Below are 17,652 nucleotides of genomic sequence, written 5' to 3'. Positions count from 1 at the left end.
CCTGCCCACGTAAGCGATGCACCCGCAAAGGGCTCCCGGCGGGGCACTGCCCGAGATGACGCACCTCTGTGGGGAATCGTACATTGCGTAATAAATCGAAACAGTAGTCTCCCTCCCACAAGACATTCGTTCTATTTCAGACAACAACGCTCTCGGATCGGGTAACTCCAATGGATCGTCAGGACGCAATCTTCGAAGACTTACAAGCGTTTGAGCGTAGGACCGTTACTCATCCGATCGAATCAGTCGCTGGTTCGCGCATGAGTCGATTTACTGCCGCACTGGAAGCACGGACGGGCGCGCGCTTCGCCGATTATCCGGCGTTGCATGCTTTCTCGACCGCTGAGTACCGGCAGTTCTGGCGGGCCTTTCTCGAATCGGCCGAAGGCTTCGAATGGTCCGGCTCGATCGAGCCCGTCTGCGAAAGCGACGACTGCGAGCGCGCGGTGTTCTTTCCGCGCGTGGAGCTGAACTACGCCGAGACTTTGCTGGGCAGCGCGCTCGCGTCGGATGACATGCCCGCGCTGACCTGCCTGCATGACGATGGCCGTCGCATCGCCTATACGCGCGGCGAACTGCGCGAACGCGTGATGCGCGCCGCGCAGGCGCTGGACGCGATCGGGCTGCGGGCGGGCGACGGTGTCGTCGCGATCCTGCGCAACGATGGCGACGCCGTCACCGTCGCGCTCGCGGTGGCGGCGCTCGGCGCGACGCTGTTCACCGCTGCGTCGGAGAACAGCGTGCAGACGCTGATCGACCGCTTTGCGCCGCTCAAGCCGCGCATGCTGATCGCGCATTCGATGCCGCGTCCGCACGATACCGGCGGCTCGGTCACGGCGGCTGCCGCCGAAGTGGTGGACGCATTGCCGAGCGTCACCGATGTCCTTTATCTCGACGACACGGCGCTGCCGAGCACCATCACGCAACGCCAGCACGAACTGCGCGAAGTGATCGCGGACGGCGATGCATCGCGCTTCACGTGGTCGCGTTTCGCGTTCAACCATCCGCTCTTCGTCACGCTCGCCGCCGGTGGCTCGGGCAGTTCGGACGAAAAGGCGCGGGCCGAGCACGTCGTGCATGGCGCGGGCGGGGTGCTCATCGAGCATATGAAGGAGCATCGTCTGCACGTCGATCTCCGCCCAGGCGACAGGCTCTTCCTGGAGACGAGTTGCTCTTCGGCGACGTGGCAATGGCAATTGTCCGCGCTCGCATCGGGCGTCGAACTCGTCACCTACGACGGCGCGCTGGCCGCCGCGGACACGTTCTGGCGCATCGTGGCGGACGAGCGTGTGAACGTGTTCGGCACGACGCCCGCGTATCTCAGGCTGAGCGAGGATGCCCAGCTCGACCCCGGCCGGCAATCCGATCTCTCTGCGTTGCGCACGATCTTGTCGACCGGCGGCGTGACGCATGCATCGCAGTCGAGCTGGGTGCACTCGCACGTCGGTCCGGTGGAGCTTCACTGCATGTCGGGCGATGCTGACATCATGGGCAGCTTCCTGCTCGGACGTCCGGCGCTGACGGTTTCCGTGACTCACGCAGGCGGCACGCAATGCAAGAGCCTTGGGCTCGATGTCAGGGCGCACTCGCCGGATGCGCGCGCGGCAACGAAGGGCGAGCTCGTCTGTGCGAAGCCTTTTCCGTCGCGGCCGCTCGGCTTCATCGGCGATGAAGATGGCGCGCGGTTTCATCGTGCCTATTTCGCGGCGAACTCAGGCATGTGGACGCAGGGCGAAACCATCGAGGTCGCGCCGCATGGAGCGGTGCGTCTGCATGGCCGCAGCGACGGCACGCTCGACGTGCGCGGCATCCGCGTGAGCACGGACGACGTTCACCGTATCCTGGGCGGGATCGACGCAATCCAGCAGGCGATGGCCGTGCCGCGCGCGTCCGCGAATTCCGGCAAGGAAGAAGAGACTGGCATTGCGTTGCTGCTCGTGTTGCGTCCGGGCGCGCAGTTCGATATGCCTCTCGCCGCGCGCATTCGTCGCGAGCTTTCGCGGCAGGGCTCGGGCGCGCTCGTTCCCGATGTCATCGTGCCGGTGCGCGCTTTGCCCGTTACGCATGACGGCCAGTTGTCCGAGTCCGCCGCGCGTGATGCGGTCAACGGTCAGCCCGCGCGTCATGCCGGTTCGATAAGGAATCCGGAATGTCTCGACGAGATCGCCGCACATCCGTCGTTCGCTCATGCGACGCGCGCGTTGCCCGCGCCGGGCAAGTCCGTCGTGCAGATCGAGACCTATCTGCGCGCGCTGTGGGAGCGCCTTTTCGGCACGGCGCCGATCGGGCGCGATGACAACTTCTTCGAACTGGGCGGCCATTCGTTGCTGACGGCGCGTATGCTGGCCGATATCGAGCGGGCGACGGGTCGCGTGCTGCCGCTCTCGACGCTGACCGTTGCACCGACCATCGCGCGCCTGGCCGCCGTGATCGCCGCCGGATCCGATCCCGACGTGCGCGGCTCGAAGCTCGTGCACGTGCGCTCGGGGCGCGGCAGACCGCTGTTCTTCGTGCACAGCGTCACGGGCTCGGTGATGGAGAGTCTGACGCTCGCGCACGTGATGAAGTCCGAGCGTCCCATTTACGGCATTCAGGCGGACGGCTTCTACGACGGTGGCGAACCGATCAACAACATCGAAGCGATGGCGCAATCGTATCTGCAGCGCGTGCGCGCGGTGCAGCCGAAGGGTCCGTATGCGCTCGTCGGATATTCGTTCGGCGGTCTCGTCGTGTACGAAATGGCGCATCAGCTGGTGCAGGCGGGCGAGAAGGTCGAACTGGTGTGTCTCATCGACACATATGTGAACGAGCGCTGCCTGCCGTACGGCGCGTGGGTGAAGTATCAGGGGCTCGTCATGCTGCAGCGCTATCAGAAATGGCGTTCGCTCGAAGGCCGCGAGCGGCTGACGTATTTCACCAGCAAGGCAATGGCCGCCGCCGACCGGATTCGCATGCGCCTGGGCAAGCCCGCGCGCCGGCCATCATCGGATACGCGCGGATTGCCGACCGCGCTGCTGCAGGTGCGCGAGTCCGCGCGGCTGGCGGCCATCACCTATAAGCCGCCGTACTATGACGGCAGCCGCGTGATTCTCGTGCTCGCGAATATCCGGGGCGAGGGCCGCGCCAATCCCGAACCGGCGTGGCGGCGGTTTTCGACGCGCGGTTTCGAAGTGCTGGGGCTCGAATGCCGGCACAACGATCTGCTCTTCGAGCCGAACGTCGAGTCGATCGCGAAGCGGATCGAACGCGAAATCGCCGACGAGTGAGGGGCCGGCGTCATCGAATCATCGGAAGCACGCTCATTCGATGACGGCCGTCCCGACATAACGCGCGCGCGGCCTGAGCAGGCTTCCTTCCGTGATCTGCTCGATCGAATGGGCCATCCAGCCGACGCTGCGCGCGACGGAGAAGAGGGCGTAAGCCGCGCCCTCCGGAAGTCCGCAATGCTCGACCAGCGCGGCGAGCGCCATGTCGATGGCGGGCAGCTTGCCCGTCGACCGCTCGACGCAGCCGATCAGCTCGCGCGCCGCGTCGGGCGCATCGAAGGCCGACAGGAGATCGGCCGCGCGCGGATCGCCCTGCGGATACAGCTCGTGTCCGAAGCCGGGCAACGGCTCGCCGTTCGCGACACGTCGCTGCACGGCAGCTTCGGTTCCCATGCGCTTCGCTTCATCGACGAACTCACGCACGCGCACGATGGCATTGCCGTGCATCGGCCCGGAGAAGGTCGCAAGCCCGGCGATCATGCTTGCCCCGAGCGACGCCCCGGTCGATGCGGCCACGCGCGCCGCGAACGACGAGCTCGTGAGTTCCTGATCGGCGAGCAGCACCAGCACGCGACGCAGCAAATCCGCATGTTGTGGCACGTCCCACGCGTGAGCGATCCGCCGATGCAGCGGGCCGTCATTCGATCGCAGCCCGACGAAATTGCTCGCGAGGCGGCCGACCAGCGCGGCGGCCTGCGCCACCTGGTCCGCGTCCGCGCGATTATTCGCCGCGTCATTCGCCATCGCGGCAAAGGCACGGGCGTTCGCCGGGCCGTCGAACGAAACCGGCTCGACGGACGGGAAGCAGGGCGGTTCGTCCATGTTCCATAGCAATTGCGCGGTCTCTTCCAGCGTAGCAGTCGCCGCCAGCCTCACCGCATCCTGGCCACGATAGTAGAGCCGTCCGCGCACGATCGTGGAGATGCTCGTGTCGATGATCGGTTCGCCCCACGCCATGGTGCTCGCCGCGATGTTCCTGCGCGCCCGGCCGAGGCTGCGCTTCTTCAGAAGCGTCGCGATATCCGACGCGCGATACAGATTGCGGTTCGCGTGCTGCGGGTCGTCCTGCACCTCGATCTGGCCGCGGCTGACATACGCATAGAGCGTCTGCTTGCGCACGCCGAGGGCCTCGCAGGCTTCCTCCTGGGTCATCCAGTTCTTCACGTTGATCGAATCAATCAAGATTGACGGTCATCCACGGCGTCGGTTTAATGCAAAACATAAATATTCCCCGAGAGAAGTCCGGCCGGCAGGTCGAAAGGCTTTCGCATCGTGCGTCGAACGCGGCGCATATGGGGCATGAAACAGGAGATATCGGTGGCAACAGAGCGAACGACCCAGTATATAGCGGGCGCAGCGGCCCGCACGACCCGCACGCGGTATTCGATCCTCGCGATGATCCTGCTGCTCGCGACGGTGGCTTATGCGGACCGCGCGATTCTGTCGATTGCCGGCCCCGGCATATCGAAGGAGTTCGGCCTGAATCATGTGCAACTGGGCTACGTGCTGTCGGCCTTCAGCTGGGCCTATCTCGTTGGTCAGATACCCGGCGGCTTGCTCCTCGATCGCTTCGGCACCAAGACCATGTACGGCGCGACGCTGATTCTCTGGTCCATCGCGACGATGCTGGTCGGCTTCATCGGCAACTTCACGTCCGATCTCTCGATTGCGCTGGGGCTGCTGTTCGCGCTGCGCTTCGCGCTCGGCCTGATCGAGGCGCCGAGCTTTCCCGCCAATGGCCGCGTCGCGGTCATGTGGTTCCCGAAGGAAGAGCGAGGCCTTGCCACATCGCTGTTCGCGTCGGCATCGTATTTCGCCGTGGCGATCTTCTCGCCGTTCGCGGGCTGGCTCACGTCGCGCTTCGGCTGGCCTGCGCCGTTCATCGCGCTGGGTGTGATCGGCATTGCTGCCGCGGGCTTGTGGGCCGTCGTCATGTACGAGCCGCGCAAGCATCCGCGCGTGTCGAGCGGCGAGCTCGATCACATCATCGCGGGCGGCGCGATGATCGATATCGATTCGAAGCACGAGCTCGCGGCGCGCCCCGCGATTTCGTCCGGCGTGATGCGCATGCTGCTCGGCAATCGCATGTTGTGGTGCTCGTATATCGGCCAGTATTGCACCATCGCGCTGAGCTATTTCTTCATCACCTGGTTTCCCATCTACCTCGTTCAGGCGCGCGGAATGAACGTGATGCAGGCAGGCTTCGCGACGATGGTCCCGGCCATTGCGGGCTTCGTCGGGGGCATTGCGGGCGGCACGATTTCCGACTGGCTCATCCGACGCGGATGGAGCGTGTCGTGGGCGCGCAAGACGCCGTATATCGTCGGCATGGCGATGGGTTGCAGCATCGTGCTGTCCGCCGTCACGGAAAGCAATGTCGTGATCGTCCTGCTGATGACGCTGGCGTTCTTCGGCAAGGGCGCGGCGGCGGGGGCGGGGACCTGGGCGATCGTGAGCGACACGGCTCCGCGCGAGGCGGTGGGTCTCGCGGGCGCGATCTTCAACTGCATCGGCAATATCGGCGGCATTGTCACGCCCATCGTGTTCGGCTATCTCGTGCAGGCCACGGGCGGCTATACGGTCGGACTATACTTCGTCGCCGCGCACTGCCTGGTGGCGGCCATCGTCTACCTGTTCTTCATGGGCAAGATCGAGCGCGTGAAGATGAACCCGGAATCCATTGCATAACGAGTCCGGCGCGATCCGTACGCGCCGGGCCATCACCTTCGAATTTTGAATCATGACCAAGCCGATCATTCTCAACGCGGCAGAATTGCCCGAATGGACTCATGCAGAACTGAACGCGTTTTTTAGCGTGCTCGATCTTCCCAGGGAGCCTGCGGCCGCGAGCGCGTTCCTGAAAGAGCACGGCGGCAAGATTCGCGGCATCGCGCTGCGCAAGACGAAGATCGATGCGGCGTTCCTAGACATGCTGCCCGCCCTGGAGATCATCTCGAGCTACAGCGCGGGCCTCGATAATGTGGATGTCGAGGCGACGCGTGCGCGCGGCATTCGCATCGAGAACACGTCGCACATTCTGGCCGAGGACGTGGCGAACGCGGCGGTCGGTCTCGCGCTCGCCGTCACGCGCGACTTCGTGAACGCCGATGCCTACGTTCGCTCGGGACAATGGCCCGTGCAAGGACATTACAGGCTGGGTCGTTCGATCTCGCGCATGAAGGTCGGCGTCGTCGGGTTGGGGACCATCGGCTCGGCGATTGCGAAACGGCTGCGGGCGTTCGGCTCGGAGCTCGCGTATTTCGGTCCGAGCCGCAAGTCCGTCGACATTCCTTACTACGACGACGTAGGCCGGCTCGCGCGCGACTGCGACATGCTGATTCTCACGTGTCCGCTCACGTCCGCGACGCATCATCTCATCGATGCGAGCGTCATCGAAGCGCTCGGGCCCGACGGCTTCATCGTGAACATCGCGCGTGGTCCGGTGATCGATGAACAGGCGCTCATCGCGGCGCTGGCATCGGACAAGCTCGCCGGCGCCGCGCTCGATGTGTTCGAGCACGAACCCGCCGTCCCCGAGGCGTTGATCCGCGATCGCAGGCTGATTTTGACGCCGCATATCGGTTCGGGAACCGAGGAGACGCGCCGCGCCATGGCGGAAAACGTCGTCGATGCACTGGCGAAGCATTTCGGTATTGAAGGCCCGCGAAGCGGAACGGTCAGAGACGCGGAGCTTGAAAGCGCCAACTGACGCGTTTGGCGCGAATCGGATTGGGTGTGAATGGCCCGGATGCGCGACGCATCCGGGCGTTTGTTTTGTTGCTTGGATGTTTGTCGTGCGACGGTGTCCGTCAGGAAAGTAGCGGGTAAACCCGACATTTGAACTTGGGACCTACACTAAAAATATCGCTAATTTATCTTATGTAAACTCAAAAAACTCACCAAATCGAACCGACGTCCAAAACCCCGTTACCCCATCTCCCCAGCCCGCTGCATCAAGAACTCCCGCTCCCGCGCATTCTTCGCAAGCGACGCCGCGCGCTCGAATTCCGCACGCGCTTCATCGCGGCGATCCAGTTTCGCCAGCAGATCCGCGCGCACGCTCGGCAGCCAGTGATAGTTCTTCAGCGCCGGCGCATCCGCGAGCCCGTCGACGATCGGCAGCGCCGCCTGCGGCCCGTAAGCCATGCTCACCGCGACCGCGCGATTCAATTCGACCACCGGCGTCGGCGCGGTCTGCATCAGCGTGTCGTAAAGTGCGACGATCATCGGCCAGTCGGTGTCGGCGGCGCTCGGCGCGCGCGCGTGGCACGCCGCGAGCGCCGCCTGCAGCGCGTACACGCCGCGCCCGCCGCCCAGCGCCTGCGCACGGTCCAGCGCGGCGAGCCCGCGCCGGATCAGGAGCGGATCCCAACGGCTGCGGTCCTGATCCGGCAACAGCACCGGGCGGCCGTCACGGTCGATGCGCGCCTTCGTGCGCGACGCCTGAATCTCCATCAGCGCGACGAGTCCGTGAACCTCGCTCTCGTCCGGCATCAGCCCGGCGAGAATGCGCCCGAGCCGCAGCGCGTCCTCGCAAAGCGCCGGACGCATCCAGTCGCAGCCGGCGGTCGCCGCGTAGCCTTCGTTGAAAATCAAATAGATGACTTCGAGCACCGAGCCGAGCCGCGCCGCGCGCGCGTCGGCCTTCGGCACCTCGAACGGCACGCGCGCCGCCGACAGCGTCTTCTTCGCCCGGACGATGCGCTGCGCGATCGTCGGCTCCGCGACGAGAAACGCGCGCGCGATCTCGTCGGTCGTGAGCCCGCCGATCAGGCGCAGAGTCAACGCGGCGCGCGCATCGACCGAGAGCACCGGATGGCACGCGGTGAAGATGAGCCGCAACAGATCGTCGCCGATGTCGTCCTCGCGCGCGGCGTCCAGCGCATCGACGAAATCCGGCGTGACGTGCGCCTCCTGCGCGTCGAGATCGCGCCCGTATTCCTCGTGCTTGCGCGCATGCAGCGCGTGCTGCCGCAGACGGTCGAGCGCCTTGTTCTTCGCTGTCGTCATGAGCCACGCTCCCGGCTTCTCGGGCACGCCCACGCCCGGTTGGCTCCAGTGTTCCAGCGCGGCGACGAACGCGTCCTGCGCCAGTTCCTCGGCGAGCGCCACGTCGCGCACGACGCGCGCCACGCTCGCGATCACCTTCGCCGATTCGATGCGCCACACGGCGTCGATGGCGCGTCGCGCGGCATCCTCCGCGTCGTCGCCCTTCGCGCGCCCGCTCACGCGGCTTCCGGATTCATGTGCACGAGCTCCCAGATATGGCCATCGAGGTCCTCGAAACCGTGGCCGTACATGAAACCGTGATCCTGCGGCTCGCGCGGCGCGCGCCCGCCCGCGGCGACGGCCTTCGCGACCAGCTCGTCCACTTCCGCCCTGCTCTCGCACGACAGGCACACGAGCGTCTCGGTGCTCTGATGCGCATCGACGATGGTTTTATCAGTGAAGGTCTGGAAAAACTTCTCGACGAGCAGCATCGCGTAGATGTTTTCGCCGATGACGAGGCACGCAGCGTCGTCATTGGTGAACGCGGCGTCGAAGCTCAGGCCGAGTTCCTTGAAGAAGGTCATCGAACGCTTGAGGTCGCGAACCGGCAGGTTCACGAAAATCTGCTTGTGCATGGCAAGGTCTCCGGTTTGGGTGGCGGCGCTAACGAAGGACAGGCTTTCTCGCGGCCGTCACATCCACGACGAACCGCACGATGAGAAATCGACACGGGATGAACGACGCGAGGAACGCCGGGTCACGTGTAGCAAGGACCGACCTTGCGCACTTCGATCGTGCACCACGCCGCGGCCGGGCACTCGGCGGCGATCGCGACCGCCTCCGCGTGCGTTTCACAGTCGATGAGAAAGAATCCGCCGATCATCTCCTTGGCCTCGGCGAACGGCCCGTCGATGACCCGCGCGTCGCCGTTGGCGACCGAAACGCGTGCGGCATCCTTCAGCGAACTGAGCGATTCGACCGCCCGCAGCACGCCGCGTGCTTTCAGGCCCTCGGCAAATTGCACCATCTGCCGGTACGCTTCGCGTCCCTCTTCCTGCGTGCGCCGGCTGCGCTGTTCGACCGGTTCGACCACGAGTAGCAGGTAAGCCACGACGATCCTCCGAAAGTTTTTTGATGGCGTTCAAGTTAAACCGTCAGGCTCGTGACGGCAAGACTGACGGACGTTCGTTATTTCCCGGACGATGTTCGATTGCTCATACGTTACGCGCATCGCGTATCTATCTCGATATTGACAAGTGCCGATGCGCCACACGATACTGCGACACATGCACGCAGCCATCCTTTTCTCCATCGCCGCGATTAAAAACCGTATGAACGCCATCTGTGGCGGGTCATCGGAACAGCGTGTGCGCTAGCGAAACAGGCAAGCAAACAAATTCCGAAGGCCCCGCCGCAAGACGGGGCCTTCTTGTTTTTGCGTGCAAGGTTTCCGTCTTCGGCTCACATCATGGAGAGCAGAGATGGAAGAGGTATCGCAGGTTTTCGTGCGACATGGCGTCGGCCACGGCGTGGCATCCGGTCGCCGGAGCGGCGCGGGCGCGCGCGTCGTGGTCCATGTCGAGGTTCAGCCGCATCAGATGGTGTCGTGGCGGCTCACGCGCGACGCCGAGTTGCGCGCGGGCGATGCGTGCGTGTGGCTCACGCGGCATCGCGACCCGTACGACTACTGGATGAAGCCCGGCGACGTCGTGCGCCTGTCGCGCGGCGAGCGCGTGTGGCTCACGTCGGAAAGCGATCACGCGATCGAGGTGTCGCTCACTTCATATCGCGCGGCGAAGCGCGGGTTCGTATCGCGCTGGCTCGCGCGCTGCTGGCCGCAGCGCGCGAACGCGTTCTAGCGAACGGGCCACAGAGGGCTCAGGGCTCAGGGCTCAGGGCTCAGGGCTCAGCGCAACGAAAATTCGCCGCGACATTGATGTTGCCTTTTCCGACATAGCGCGGATAGTTCGGATAACGGCATATCGGCCGCGTGCGTCCGTTGGTGGCCGGCGCGATGTCGCTGCCGACGAGCGTCTCGGGCGCGACGCCCTTGCTCACCCACTCGTCGAGCGCGCCGAGTTCGTCCCACGCGGGAATGAACACGCCGTTGCCGTGCTGGAAGCCCGGCACCATGTAGAGCCGCATGAACGAATCGACGGTGTCGCGTCCGTATCGGTCGATGAGTCCCTGGAAGAACGCGATCGTCTGGTTCGGGCTGATGACTTCGTCGGCCAAGCCGTGCATCGCGATGAGCTTGCCGCCGTGCGCGATGAATGCGGAGAAATCCGGGTTCATCGCGCCGACGGTGTATGAGAGCGAAATCAGGCGCTGCCTGTAGCGGCCCGGATCGTTGAGATCGAAGGAAAGCGCGTTGTAGCCCAGATCGCGTGTGACGAAGTGACGGACGTACGCGTCGCCCTGCGCGAACAGATAGCCGTTCGCGGCGAAGGTCGGCGGATTGAGCGGCACGGGCGAATCGCCGAGGCCCAGCGTGCCGGAAAAGTCGACGCCCTGGAACACGTTGTAGCCCGGATAGGCGTCCACGCCATAGGCGAGCGCGTATGGCAGCTTGACGCCGTCGCGCAAGGTCTGCAGCGTGTCGATCTGCGCATCGGACAGGCAGCTGTCGCGCAGCGAAGGCCGCTGCCCGTATGCGCAGCGCAGCGACGCGATGATCTGCGGCTCCAGCTTCCGGCACGCCTCCACATTGCCGACGATGCCATCGGCCGCACCGTCCAGCCGGTCGCATTCGCGCATGACGGTCTCGAACACGCGGCGCTGCTGCGCGAGCCCGACGAAGCCGCCCGGTTTCGCATACGACGCCTGCCCGACCTGCACGCCCATCAGCCGCACGCCGGAGAAGTTGATCGCGGGCGCGTTGGCGATCACGCCGTCGTAGTCGTTCGGAAAGCGCTCGATCACCGTGAAGCCTTCGCGCCCGCCCGTCGAGCCGCCCGCGAAGTAGGTTTTCTCGGGCGCGCGTCCGTAGCCCATCTGGATGAGCGCGAGCGCGACGTCGCGGGTCTTTTTCAAATGCCCGAAACCAAAATTGACAATGGCTTCGTCGTTGATCGCGAAGTCCGCGCGCCCCGAATTGCCGACGTGGCCCGAATCCGAGCCGAAGGTCGCGTAGCCACGCGCGAGCGGCGTCGAATCGGGCGCGAAGGGCATCGGGTCGGTGCCGGACACGATCGTGCCGTTGTAGCCGCCGCCGCCCATCTGCAGCGCCCGGCCGTTCCAGCGGCTCGGCAGGTTCACTTCGAAGCGGATATCGGGCGTCGTGTCCTGCAGCGCCTTGATGAAGCCGGTGATGCGGCAATACTCGCCGTTGCGGTTGCCGGACGCGGTCGCCTTCACGACCGATGCGGAGACGATGGTCGCGCCGCGCGTCGGCAGTCCGATGATCGACGCGGGCACGGTCTTGCCTTCGAGATCGTCGCAGTGCTTGGTGACGTAGGCGGCGGCCTGCGCGTGCGCGCATGCGGCGAGCAGCAGCGCCGCGACGAAAGCCCGGACGCGGAACAGATCGGAGGAAAGGAGGCGGAAGCGGCGAAACACGTCTTTGGGAGTGGGTACTTCAAACGCCGCACAATATATAAGAACAGATTGCCGATCGCCATCGGATGACGACTGGCCGTTGCGGCGAAACAACCGGATGCCCTGCCCTCGTGCCCGCATCGGTCGTTATTCTCCGTCCCATTCGCCGCGCAGATCGCTGTTCCGCAAAAGCTGTAGCAAGGTTTCGGCCGGACGGCTCAGATGTTTCGCGCCGAACGCGATGAATTCCACTTCGGGCAACACCGGCAGATCCGCCCGGTTCACCGGGGGCGCGAGACCGCGCGCCGCCAGGAAGTGCGAGCGGACCGTGAGCCCGAGCCCGCCTCGCGCCGCCGCGATGCAGCCGGCGTGGCTGCTGCTCGTGCAGACCATTTGCCAGCTCGCGCCGGTCATGGCGAGCGAATCGAGCACGACTCCGCGCGTGACGCTCGGCTCGGCGACGAGAATGAGCGGCAGCGGTGCGCTCGTGTCGACCACGGTGCCGGGCTTGGCGAGCCATTCCAGCCGCCCGGAAAACAGCCGCATGCCGCGGGCGTCGCCCAGACGCCGCTTGCCGACGGCGAGATCGAGTTCGCCCGCATCGACCATTTGATACAGCCGCCCCGTCATGCCGATGGTGATCTCCAGTTCGACATCGGGATGGGTGTCGCGGAACGCCGCGAGCACGCTCGGCAGCGGCCCGAGCGCCAGATCGTCCGATGAACCCAGCCGCACGCGGCCGCGCAGGCGCGGCGAGCTGAACTGCGACTGCGCGTGGGCCATCGCTTCCAGAATCACGCGCGCGTGCACGAGCATGGCTTCGCCGTCGGCGGTGAGCGCGAGCGAATGTGTGTCGCGCACGAACAGACGCCGCCCGACGCTCTCCTCCAGTCGACGAATATGCTCGGAGACGCTCGACTGCCTGAGCCCGAGCTGCCGGCCCGCGTCGGTGAAGCTGTGCGACGCGGCCACGGTCGCGAAAGTGTTCAGCCAGACTGGATTGAGCATGCGTCATTGTGATCGGCAATGCCGATGACAGTCAATGTGGTTAGCGGTCTTCCCGATCACGCCATGAGTCACTAAGATTTCACAATGCGCGCGGGAAACCGGTTTCAACCGCCTTTCGACCGTGCGCGCCACCCCCGTCAGATCTCTCCTCACATGACCAGACAGTCCTCGCACACGGCGCTTCTATGGATCGTCGCCGTGGGCTTTTTCATGCAGGCGCTCGACACGACGATCGTCAACACGGCGCTGCCTTCCATCGCTCGCAGTCTGAACGCAGTGCCGCTCGCGATGCAGTCGATCGTCGTCGCCTACACGCTCACGATGGCGCTGCTCACGCCGGCCTCCGGCTGGCTCGCCGACCGCTTCGGCACGCGCCGCGTCTATACGGTGTCGATTTCGCTGTTCGTGATCGGCTCGCTCGCCTGCGCGAACGCGCACACGCTCAATCAGCTCGTGCTTGCGCGCGTGCTGCAGGGCGTGGGCGGCTCGATGCTGCTGCCGATCGGCCGCCTCGCCATTCTGCGCGCCGTGTCGGGAGAGGCCTACGTCTCCGCGCTTGCGATGATCTCGGTCGCCGGCCAGGTCGGCCCGATTCTCGGCCCGACGCTCGGCGGCTGGTTCGTCGAGTCGTTCTCGTGGCACTGGATTTTCCTGATCAACGTGCCGATCGGCGCGGTCGGCCTCTATGCGGTGCAGCGCTTCCTGCCGAACGACACGGTCCACGACGCGCCGCCGTTCGATTTCGTCGGCTGCGGCTTGCTCTCGATGTGCATGGTCTCGTTCTCCCTCGCGCTCGATTGCCCGGTGGAGACGCATCGCGGCGCGGTGTCGGCGGCGCTGTTCGCGCTCGCGGCGGCGTCGGCGTTCGCCTATGTCCCCTATGCGCGCCGCAAGAAGAATCCGCTGTTCCAGCTCGCGCTGTTTCGCGAGCCGAATTTCAGCGTCGGGCTCGTCGGCAATCTGCTGTGCCGCGTCGGCTCGAGCGCGGTGCCGTTCCTGCTGCCGCTCTTGATGCAGCTCGAACTCGGCTACAGCCCGCTACATTCGGGCCTGATGATGCTGCCCATCGCGATTGCCGGCACTATCAGCAAGCGCTGGATCGCGGGCCTCGTGAAGCGCTACGGCTACGACACTTTCCTGCTCGTGAACACGGCGCTGGTCGGCGCGTCGATCGTCGCGTTCGCGCTGTTCTCGCCGTCGTTGCCGCTCGCCGTGGAAATCGCGATTCTGGCCGTGTTCGGCGCATCCAACTCGATGCAGTTCGCCGCGATGAACAGCGTCACGCTCAAAGGGCTGTCGAGCAAGGACGCGGGCAGCGGCAACAGCCTCTTCTCGATGGTGCAGATGCTCGCGATCGGCCTGGGCGTGTCGATCGGCGGCTCGCTCGTGCAACTGTTCCAGGGACCGTTTTCGACCTCGACGGGCTTCAGGCTGAGCTTCGTCTGCATGGGCGTGGTGACGCTGCTGTCGGGCGTCGTGTTCCGCCGCCTCGACGACGCGCCGCGCGGCGCGGCGCCTGCCCGCGCGGGCACGTCCTAGGCGTTACGGCTATCCTGTCCGTCCCATCGAACCGTTTTCATCTGGAGCGCAACCGTGCAATACCGCAAATTCGGCAATACCGGTCTCACCGTTTCGCGACTCACGCTCGGCACGATGACCTTCGGCCTGCAGACCGAAGAAGACGTGTCGCGCAGCATCATGGACCACGCGGCGGACGCGGGCGTCAATTTCATCGATACGGCGAATGTCTATCCGCTCGGCGCCACCCACGATGTCGCGGGCCGCACGGAAGAGATCGTCGGACGCTGGCTGAAGGGTCGGCGCGACGACTTCATTCTCGCGACCAAGGCCGCCCACGAGATGGGGCCGCACGCGTGGCACAAGGGCACGTCGCGCAAGCATCTGCTCGATGCCATCGACGCGTCGCTCAAGCGGCTGGACACCGATTACGTCGATCTGTACCAGCTTCACAACGACGACCGCGACACTCCGCTCGACGAAATGCTCGAAGCGCTCGACATCATCGTGCGGCAAGGCAAGGCGCGTTATATCGGCGTGTCGAATTTTCTGGCTTACCGGCTGGCGCGCGCGCTCGGGCGCTCGGACGTGTTGCGAACGGCGCGCTTCGTGTCGCTGCAGCCGCGCTACAACTTGCTGTTTCGCCAGATCGAGCGCGAATTGTTGCCGCTCGCGACCGAGGAAGGTCTGGCCGTGATTCCGTACAATCCGCTCGCGGGCGGATTGCTCACCGGCAAGCACAGCTACGATGCGGCGCCGGCCGAAGGCCGCTTCACCGGCTCGGTCGGCAAGGCGGGCGCGATGTACACGCAGCGCTACTGGCACGAGCGCGAGTTTCACACCATCGAGGCGATCAACAAGATCGTCGCGCCCACCGGACGGTCGCTCGCGAGCACGGCGCTCGCGTGGGTGCTGGCGAATCCGGCGGTGACGTCGGCGATCATCGGAGCGAGCCGGCCCGATCAGCTGAACGAGACGCTCGCGGCGGTCGATCAGCCTATCGATCCGGAAGTCAAGACGAAGCTCGACGAAGCGACCACGGAATATCGCTTCGGCGACGCGTTGCGCTGATCCCGGCGTTCCAGGCCGGCGTTCAGACGCGGGCCGCGCGCGCCTTGTAAAAGCCTTCGAGCGAATAGAGCGCGAGAGCGGCCCAGATCGCGCCATAGCCGATCAGCTGATCGTGGCCGAAAAATTCGTGATAGATCACGACGCCGATCAGCAATTGCAGCGACGGCGTGATGTACTGGATCAGCCCGAGCATCGACAGCGGAATGCGGCGCGCGCCCGCCGCGAACAGCAGGAGCGGAACGGCGGTGATCGGGCCGGCCGCCGCGAGCAGCAGCTTGACGCCCAGCGACGCATGCAGGAAGCCGCTCTCGCCATGCGCGTTCATGAAAAACAGATAAAGCAGCGCGACGGGGCACAGCAGCATGGTCTCGAGCGTGAGCCCTTCGAGCGCGCCGAGCGACGCCGTCTTGCGCAGCAGGCCGTAGCCGCCGAAGGTCAGCGCGAGCGCCAGGCTGATCCACGGCGGCGCGCCGTTCACCCACGTGAGCCACACGACGCCCGCCGCGGCGATCGTCACCGCGATCCATTGCACGGGCCGCAGGCGTTCGTGCAGGAACGCCATGCCGAACAGCACGTTCACGAGCGGATTGATGAAGTAGCCGAGACTCGCCTCGACAATGCGCCCGGCGTTCACCGCCCAGATATAAATGCCCCAGTTGGCCGAGAGCAGCACGGCGCTCGCCGCGAAGCGCGCGAGCAGGCGTTTGTCGCGCAGCACGGGCCCGAGCCAGCGCCACTGACGGCGCGCGGTCATGACGATCAGCAGGAACAGCATCGACCAGGCCATGCGATGCGCCAGCATCTCGACCGCGCCGATCGAATGCAAGGCCTTGAAATAGATTGGAAAAAGGCCCCAGATGGCAAAGGCCGCGAATGCGTAGACGACGCCTGGATTCATTGTTCGATGCGTTGGGCGGAAGCGCCGCGCACGAACGATCGGATCGTTCCCGGGGCGTGCCCGGCCGTTCGGGCCGGAAGCGATCCGCAAGGATTGGAAGCCGGATTTTAGTCGACGCACGGGGTTGCGCTCCAGCGGCAATCCAACGTTCGCGCGAACCCTTCGACGAATTGGCGCTCGAACCCTCTACGGAATCCGGGCGCGACAGCCATTCAAAAGGCCGTGCTATCGTGGCCCGGGCCTCGAGATTGCTACTGTCTGCCCTTTCGCCTGTCCATTCGTTCACCAATGAATAACCACAACGTTCACCAGAATTTCTTCCACATCCTGCTGTTCGTCGTGACGCTCGCGCTCGGCTGGGTGCTGCTCCCGTTCTTCGGTGCGATCTTCTGGGGCGCGATTCTCGCCATCCTGTTCCAGCCGATGCAGCGCTATCTCGCCGCGCGCTTCGGCAAGCGCCGCAATCTCGCCGCGCTGACGACGCTGGCCGCCGCGATTCTCATCGTGATCATCCCGCTCGCTGTCGTCGCGGTGACGCTGGTGCAGGAAATCGCGCTCGTCTATGCGCGCATCAAGAGCGGCGAGCTGAACTTCGGGACCTACTTCCAGCACGTGCTGCATGCTCTGCCCGTCTCCGCGCAGCAACTGCTCGGACGCTACGGCCTCGACGACATCGCGGGCGTCCAGCGCAAGCTGATGGAAGGCGCGGCACAGATCAGCCAGTTCGCGGCGGCGCAGGCGCTAGCCATCGGGCAGAACACGTTCCAGTTCGTCGTGAGTTTCGGCGTGATGCTCTACCTCGTGTTCTTCCTGCTACGCGATGGCGGCGAGATCGGCCGGCGCATTCGCCGCGCGATTCCGCTCGATCCCGAGCCGAAGCAGCATCTGATCGCGAAGTTCACCACGGTGGTGCGCGCGACCGTCAAGGGGAATATCGCGGTCGCGGCGGTGCAAGGGTTCCTCGGCGGGCTGATCTTCTGGATTCTGGGCATCGGCGGTTCGCTGCTGTGGGGCGTGCTGATGGCCTTTTTGTCGCTGTTGCCGGCGGTCGGCGCGGCGATCATCTGGGTGCCCGCGGCGCTCTACTTCTTCATGACAGGCGCGATCGTCAAGGGGCTGATTCTGGTGGGGTTCTGCGTGGTGGTGATCGGCTTGGTCGATAACGTGCTGCGGCCGATTCTCGTCGGCAAGGACACGAAGATGCCGGACTGGGTCGTGCTCGTTTCCACGCTCGGCGGCATGGCGCTGTTCGGAATCAACGGGTTCGTGATCGGGCCGCTGGTCGCGGCGTTGTTCATGGCGAGCTGGGACTTGTTTTCGCAGGACGAGCAGGCCAATACGCGCAGATGAAAAAACCGGCTCTTT

The 17,652-nt window shown here is 65.1% G+C and carries 14 protein-coding genes; 7 read left to right on the top strand and 7 right to left on the bottom strand.

Annotated features, from left to right (window positions below):
- Nucleotides 1–260: 260 nt before the first annotated feature.
- Entirely contained in the window at nt 261–3,266 is a 3,006-nt protein-coding gene (locus AWB79_RS24065; protein WP_232470985.1) for a thioesterase domain-containing protein, read from the top strand.
- Nucleotides 3,267–3,299: 33 nt separating this feature from the next.
- Here AWB79_RS24065 and AWB79_RS24060 read toward each other — a convergent pair whose 3' ends face one another.
- Nucleotides 3,300–4,448 (bottom strand): citrate synthase family protein, encoded by a 1,149-nt coding sequence (locus AWB79_RS24060; RefSeq protein WP_332459673.1) that lies wholly within the window; start codon nt 4,446–4,448, stop codon nt 3,300–3,302.
- A 135-nt stretch (nt 4,449–4,583) separates the two neighbouring features.
- On the opposite strand from AWB79_RS24060, the gene AWB79_RS24055 reads away from it, so the two are divergent.
- Together AWB79_RS24055 and AWB79_RS24050 are read left to right on the top strand one after the other, a co-directional pair.
- Nucleotides 4,584–5,954 carry an MFS transporter gene (locus AWB79_RS24055; protein ID WP_061169971.1) on the top strand — a complete coding sequence of 457 codons (1,371 nt, stop codon included), beginning with the start codon at nt 4,584–4,586 and terminating at the stop codon, nt 5,952–5,954.
- A gap of 52 nt (nt 5,955–6,006) precedes the next feature.
- The gene (locus AWB79_RS24050; RefSeq protein WP_061169933.1) at nt 6,007–6,975 is read left to right on the top strand and encodes a 2-hydroxyacid dehydrogenase; all 969 of its coding nucleotides are present in this window, start codon (nt 6,007–6,009) and stop codon (nt 6,973–6,975) included.
- 218 nt (nt 6,976–7,193) lie between these two features.
- Here AWB79_RS24050 and AWB79_RS24045 read toward each other — a convergent pair whose 3' ends face one another.
- The 3 genes from AWB79_RS24045 to AWB79_RS24035 all read right to left on the bottom strand — a co-directional run bounded on the left by AWB79_RS24045 (nt 7,194) and on the right by AWB79_RS24035 (nt 9,366).
- A complete protein-coding gene (locus tag AWB79_RS24045; RefSeq protein WP_061169932.1) occupies nt 7,194–8,495 on the bottom strand; it encodes an RNA polymerase sigma factor in 1,302 nt (433 codons plus the stop codon).
- Nucleotides 8,492–8,890, bottom strand: coding sequence for a VOC family protein (locus tag AWB79_RS24040; RefSeq protein WP_061169931.1), 399 nt, complete (start codon nt 8,888–8,890; stop codon nt 8,492–8,494). Before AWB79_RS24040 ends, AWB79_RS24045 begins: the two co-directional genes overlap by 4 nt.
- Before the next feature lie 122 nt (nt 8,891–9,012).
- Complete coding sequence (locus AWB79_RS24035) at nt 9,013–9,366, bottom strand: YciI family protein (protein WP_061169930.1); 354 nt, start codon at nt 9,364–9,366, stop codon at nt 9,013–9,015.
- Nucleotides 9,367–9,736: 370 nt separating this feature from the next.
- Here AWB79_RS24035 and AWB79_RS24030 point away from each other — a divergent pair, with 370 nt between their 5' ends.
- Nucleotides 9,737–10,114 carry a DUF2917 domain-containing protein gene (locus AWB79_RS24030; protein WP_061169929.1) on the top strand — a complete coding sequence of 126 codons (378 nt, stop codon included), beginning with the start codon at nt 9,737–9,739 and terminating at the stop codon, nt 10,112–10,114.
- A gap of 40 nt (nt 10,115–10,154) precedes the next feature.
- On the opposite strand, the gene AWB79_RS24025 is transcribed toward AWB79_RS24030, so the two are convergent.
- Together AWB79_RS24025 and AWB79_RS24020 are read right to left on the bottom strand one after the other, a co-directional pair.
- Nucleotides 10,155–11,813: a tannase/feruloyl esterase family alpha/beta hydrolase gene (locus AWB79_RS24025; protein WP_061169928.1), complete on the bottom strand. Its 1,659-nt coding sequence runs from the start codon at nt 11,811–11,813 to the stop codon at nt 10,155–10,157.
- Between the two features lie 126 nt (nt 11,814–11,939).
- Nucleotides 11,940–12,800: a LysR family transcriptional regulator gene (locus tag AWB79_RS24020; RefSeq protein WP_061169927.1), complete on the bottom strand. Its 861-nt coding sequence runs from the start codon at nt 12,798–12,800 to the stop codon at nt 11,940–11,942.
- A gap of 84 nt (nt 12,801–12,884) precedes the next feature.
- Between AWB79_RS24020 and AWB79_RS24015 the strand changes: the two genes are divergently transcribed.
- Complete coding sequence (locus tag AWB79_RS24015; RefSeq protein ID WP_374728562.1) at nt 12,885–14,339, top strand: DHA2 family efflux MFS transporter permease subunit; 1,455 nt, start codon at nt 12,885–12,887, stop codon at nt 14,337–14,339.
- A gap of 54 nt (nt 14,340–14,393) precedes the next feature.
- Nucleotides 14,394–15,389, top strand: a complete 996-nt coding sequence (locus tag AWB79_RS24010) for an aldo/keto reductase (RefSeq protein WP_061169925.1) — start codon at nt 14,394–14,396, stop codon at nt 15,387–15,389.
- 22 nt (nt 15,390–15,411) lie between these two features.
- Here AWB79_RS24010 and rarD read toward each other — a convergent pair whose 3' ends face one another.
- Nucleotides 15,412–16,287 (bottom strand): EamA family transporter RarD, encoded by an 876-nt coding sequence (rarD, locus tag AWB79_RS24005; RefSeq protein ID WP_061169924.1) that lies wholly within the window; start codon nt 16,285–16,287, stop codon nt 15,412–15,414.
- Between the two features lie 288 nt (nt 16,288–16,575).
- Here rarD and AWB79_RS24000 point away from each other — a divergent pair, with 288 nt between their 5' ends.
- Complete coding sequence (locus AWB79_RS24000) at nt 16,576–17,637, top strand: AI-2E family transporter (RefSeq protein ID WP_061169923.1); 1,062 nt, start codon at nt 16,576–16,578, stop codon at nt 17,635–17,637.
- Nucleotides 17,638–17,652 lie beyond the last annotated feature (15 nt).

Origin of the sequence: Caballeronia hypogeia, assembly GCF_001544875.2 — a bacterium.
GTDB lineage: Bacteria > Pseudomonadota > Gammaproteobacteria > Burkholderiales > Burkholderiaceae > Caballeronia > Caballeronia hypogeia.
This window is presented reverse-complemented; position numbering and strand designations above follow the sequence as displayed.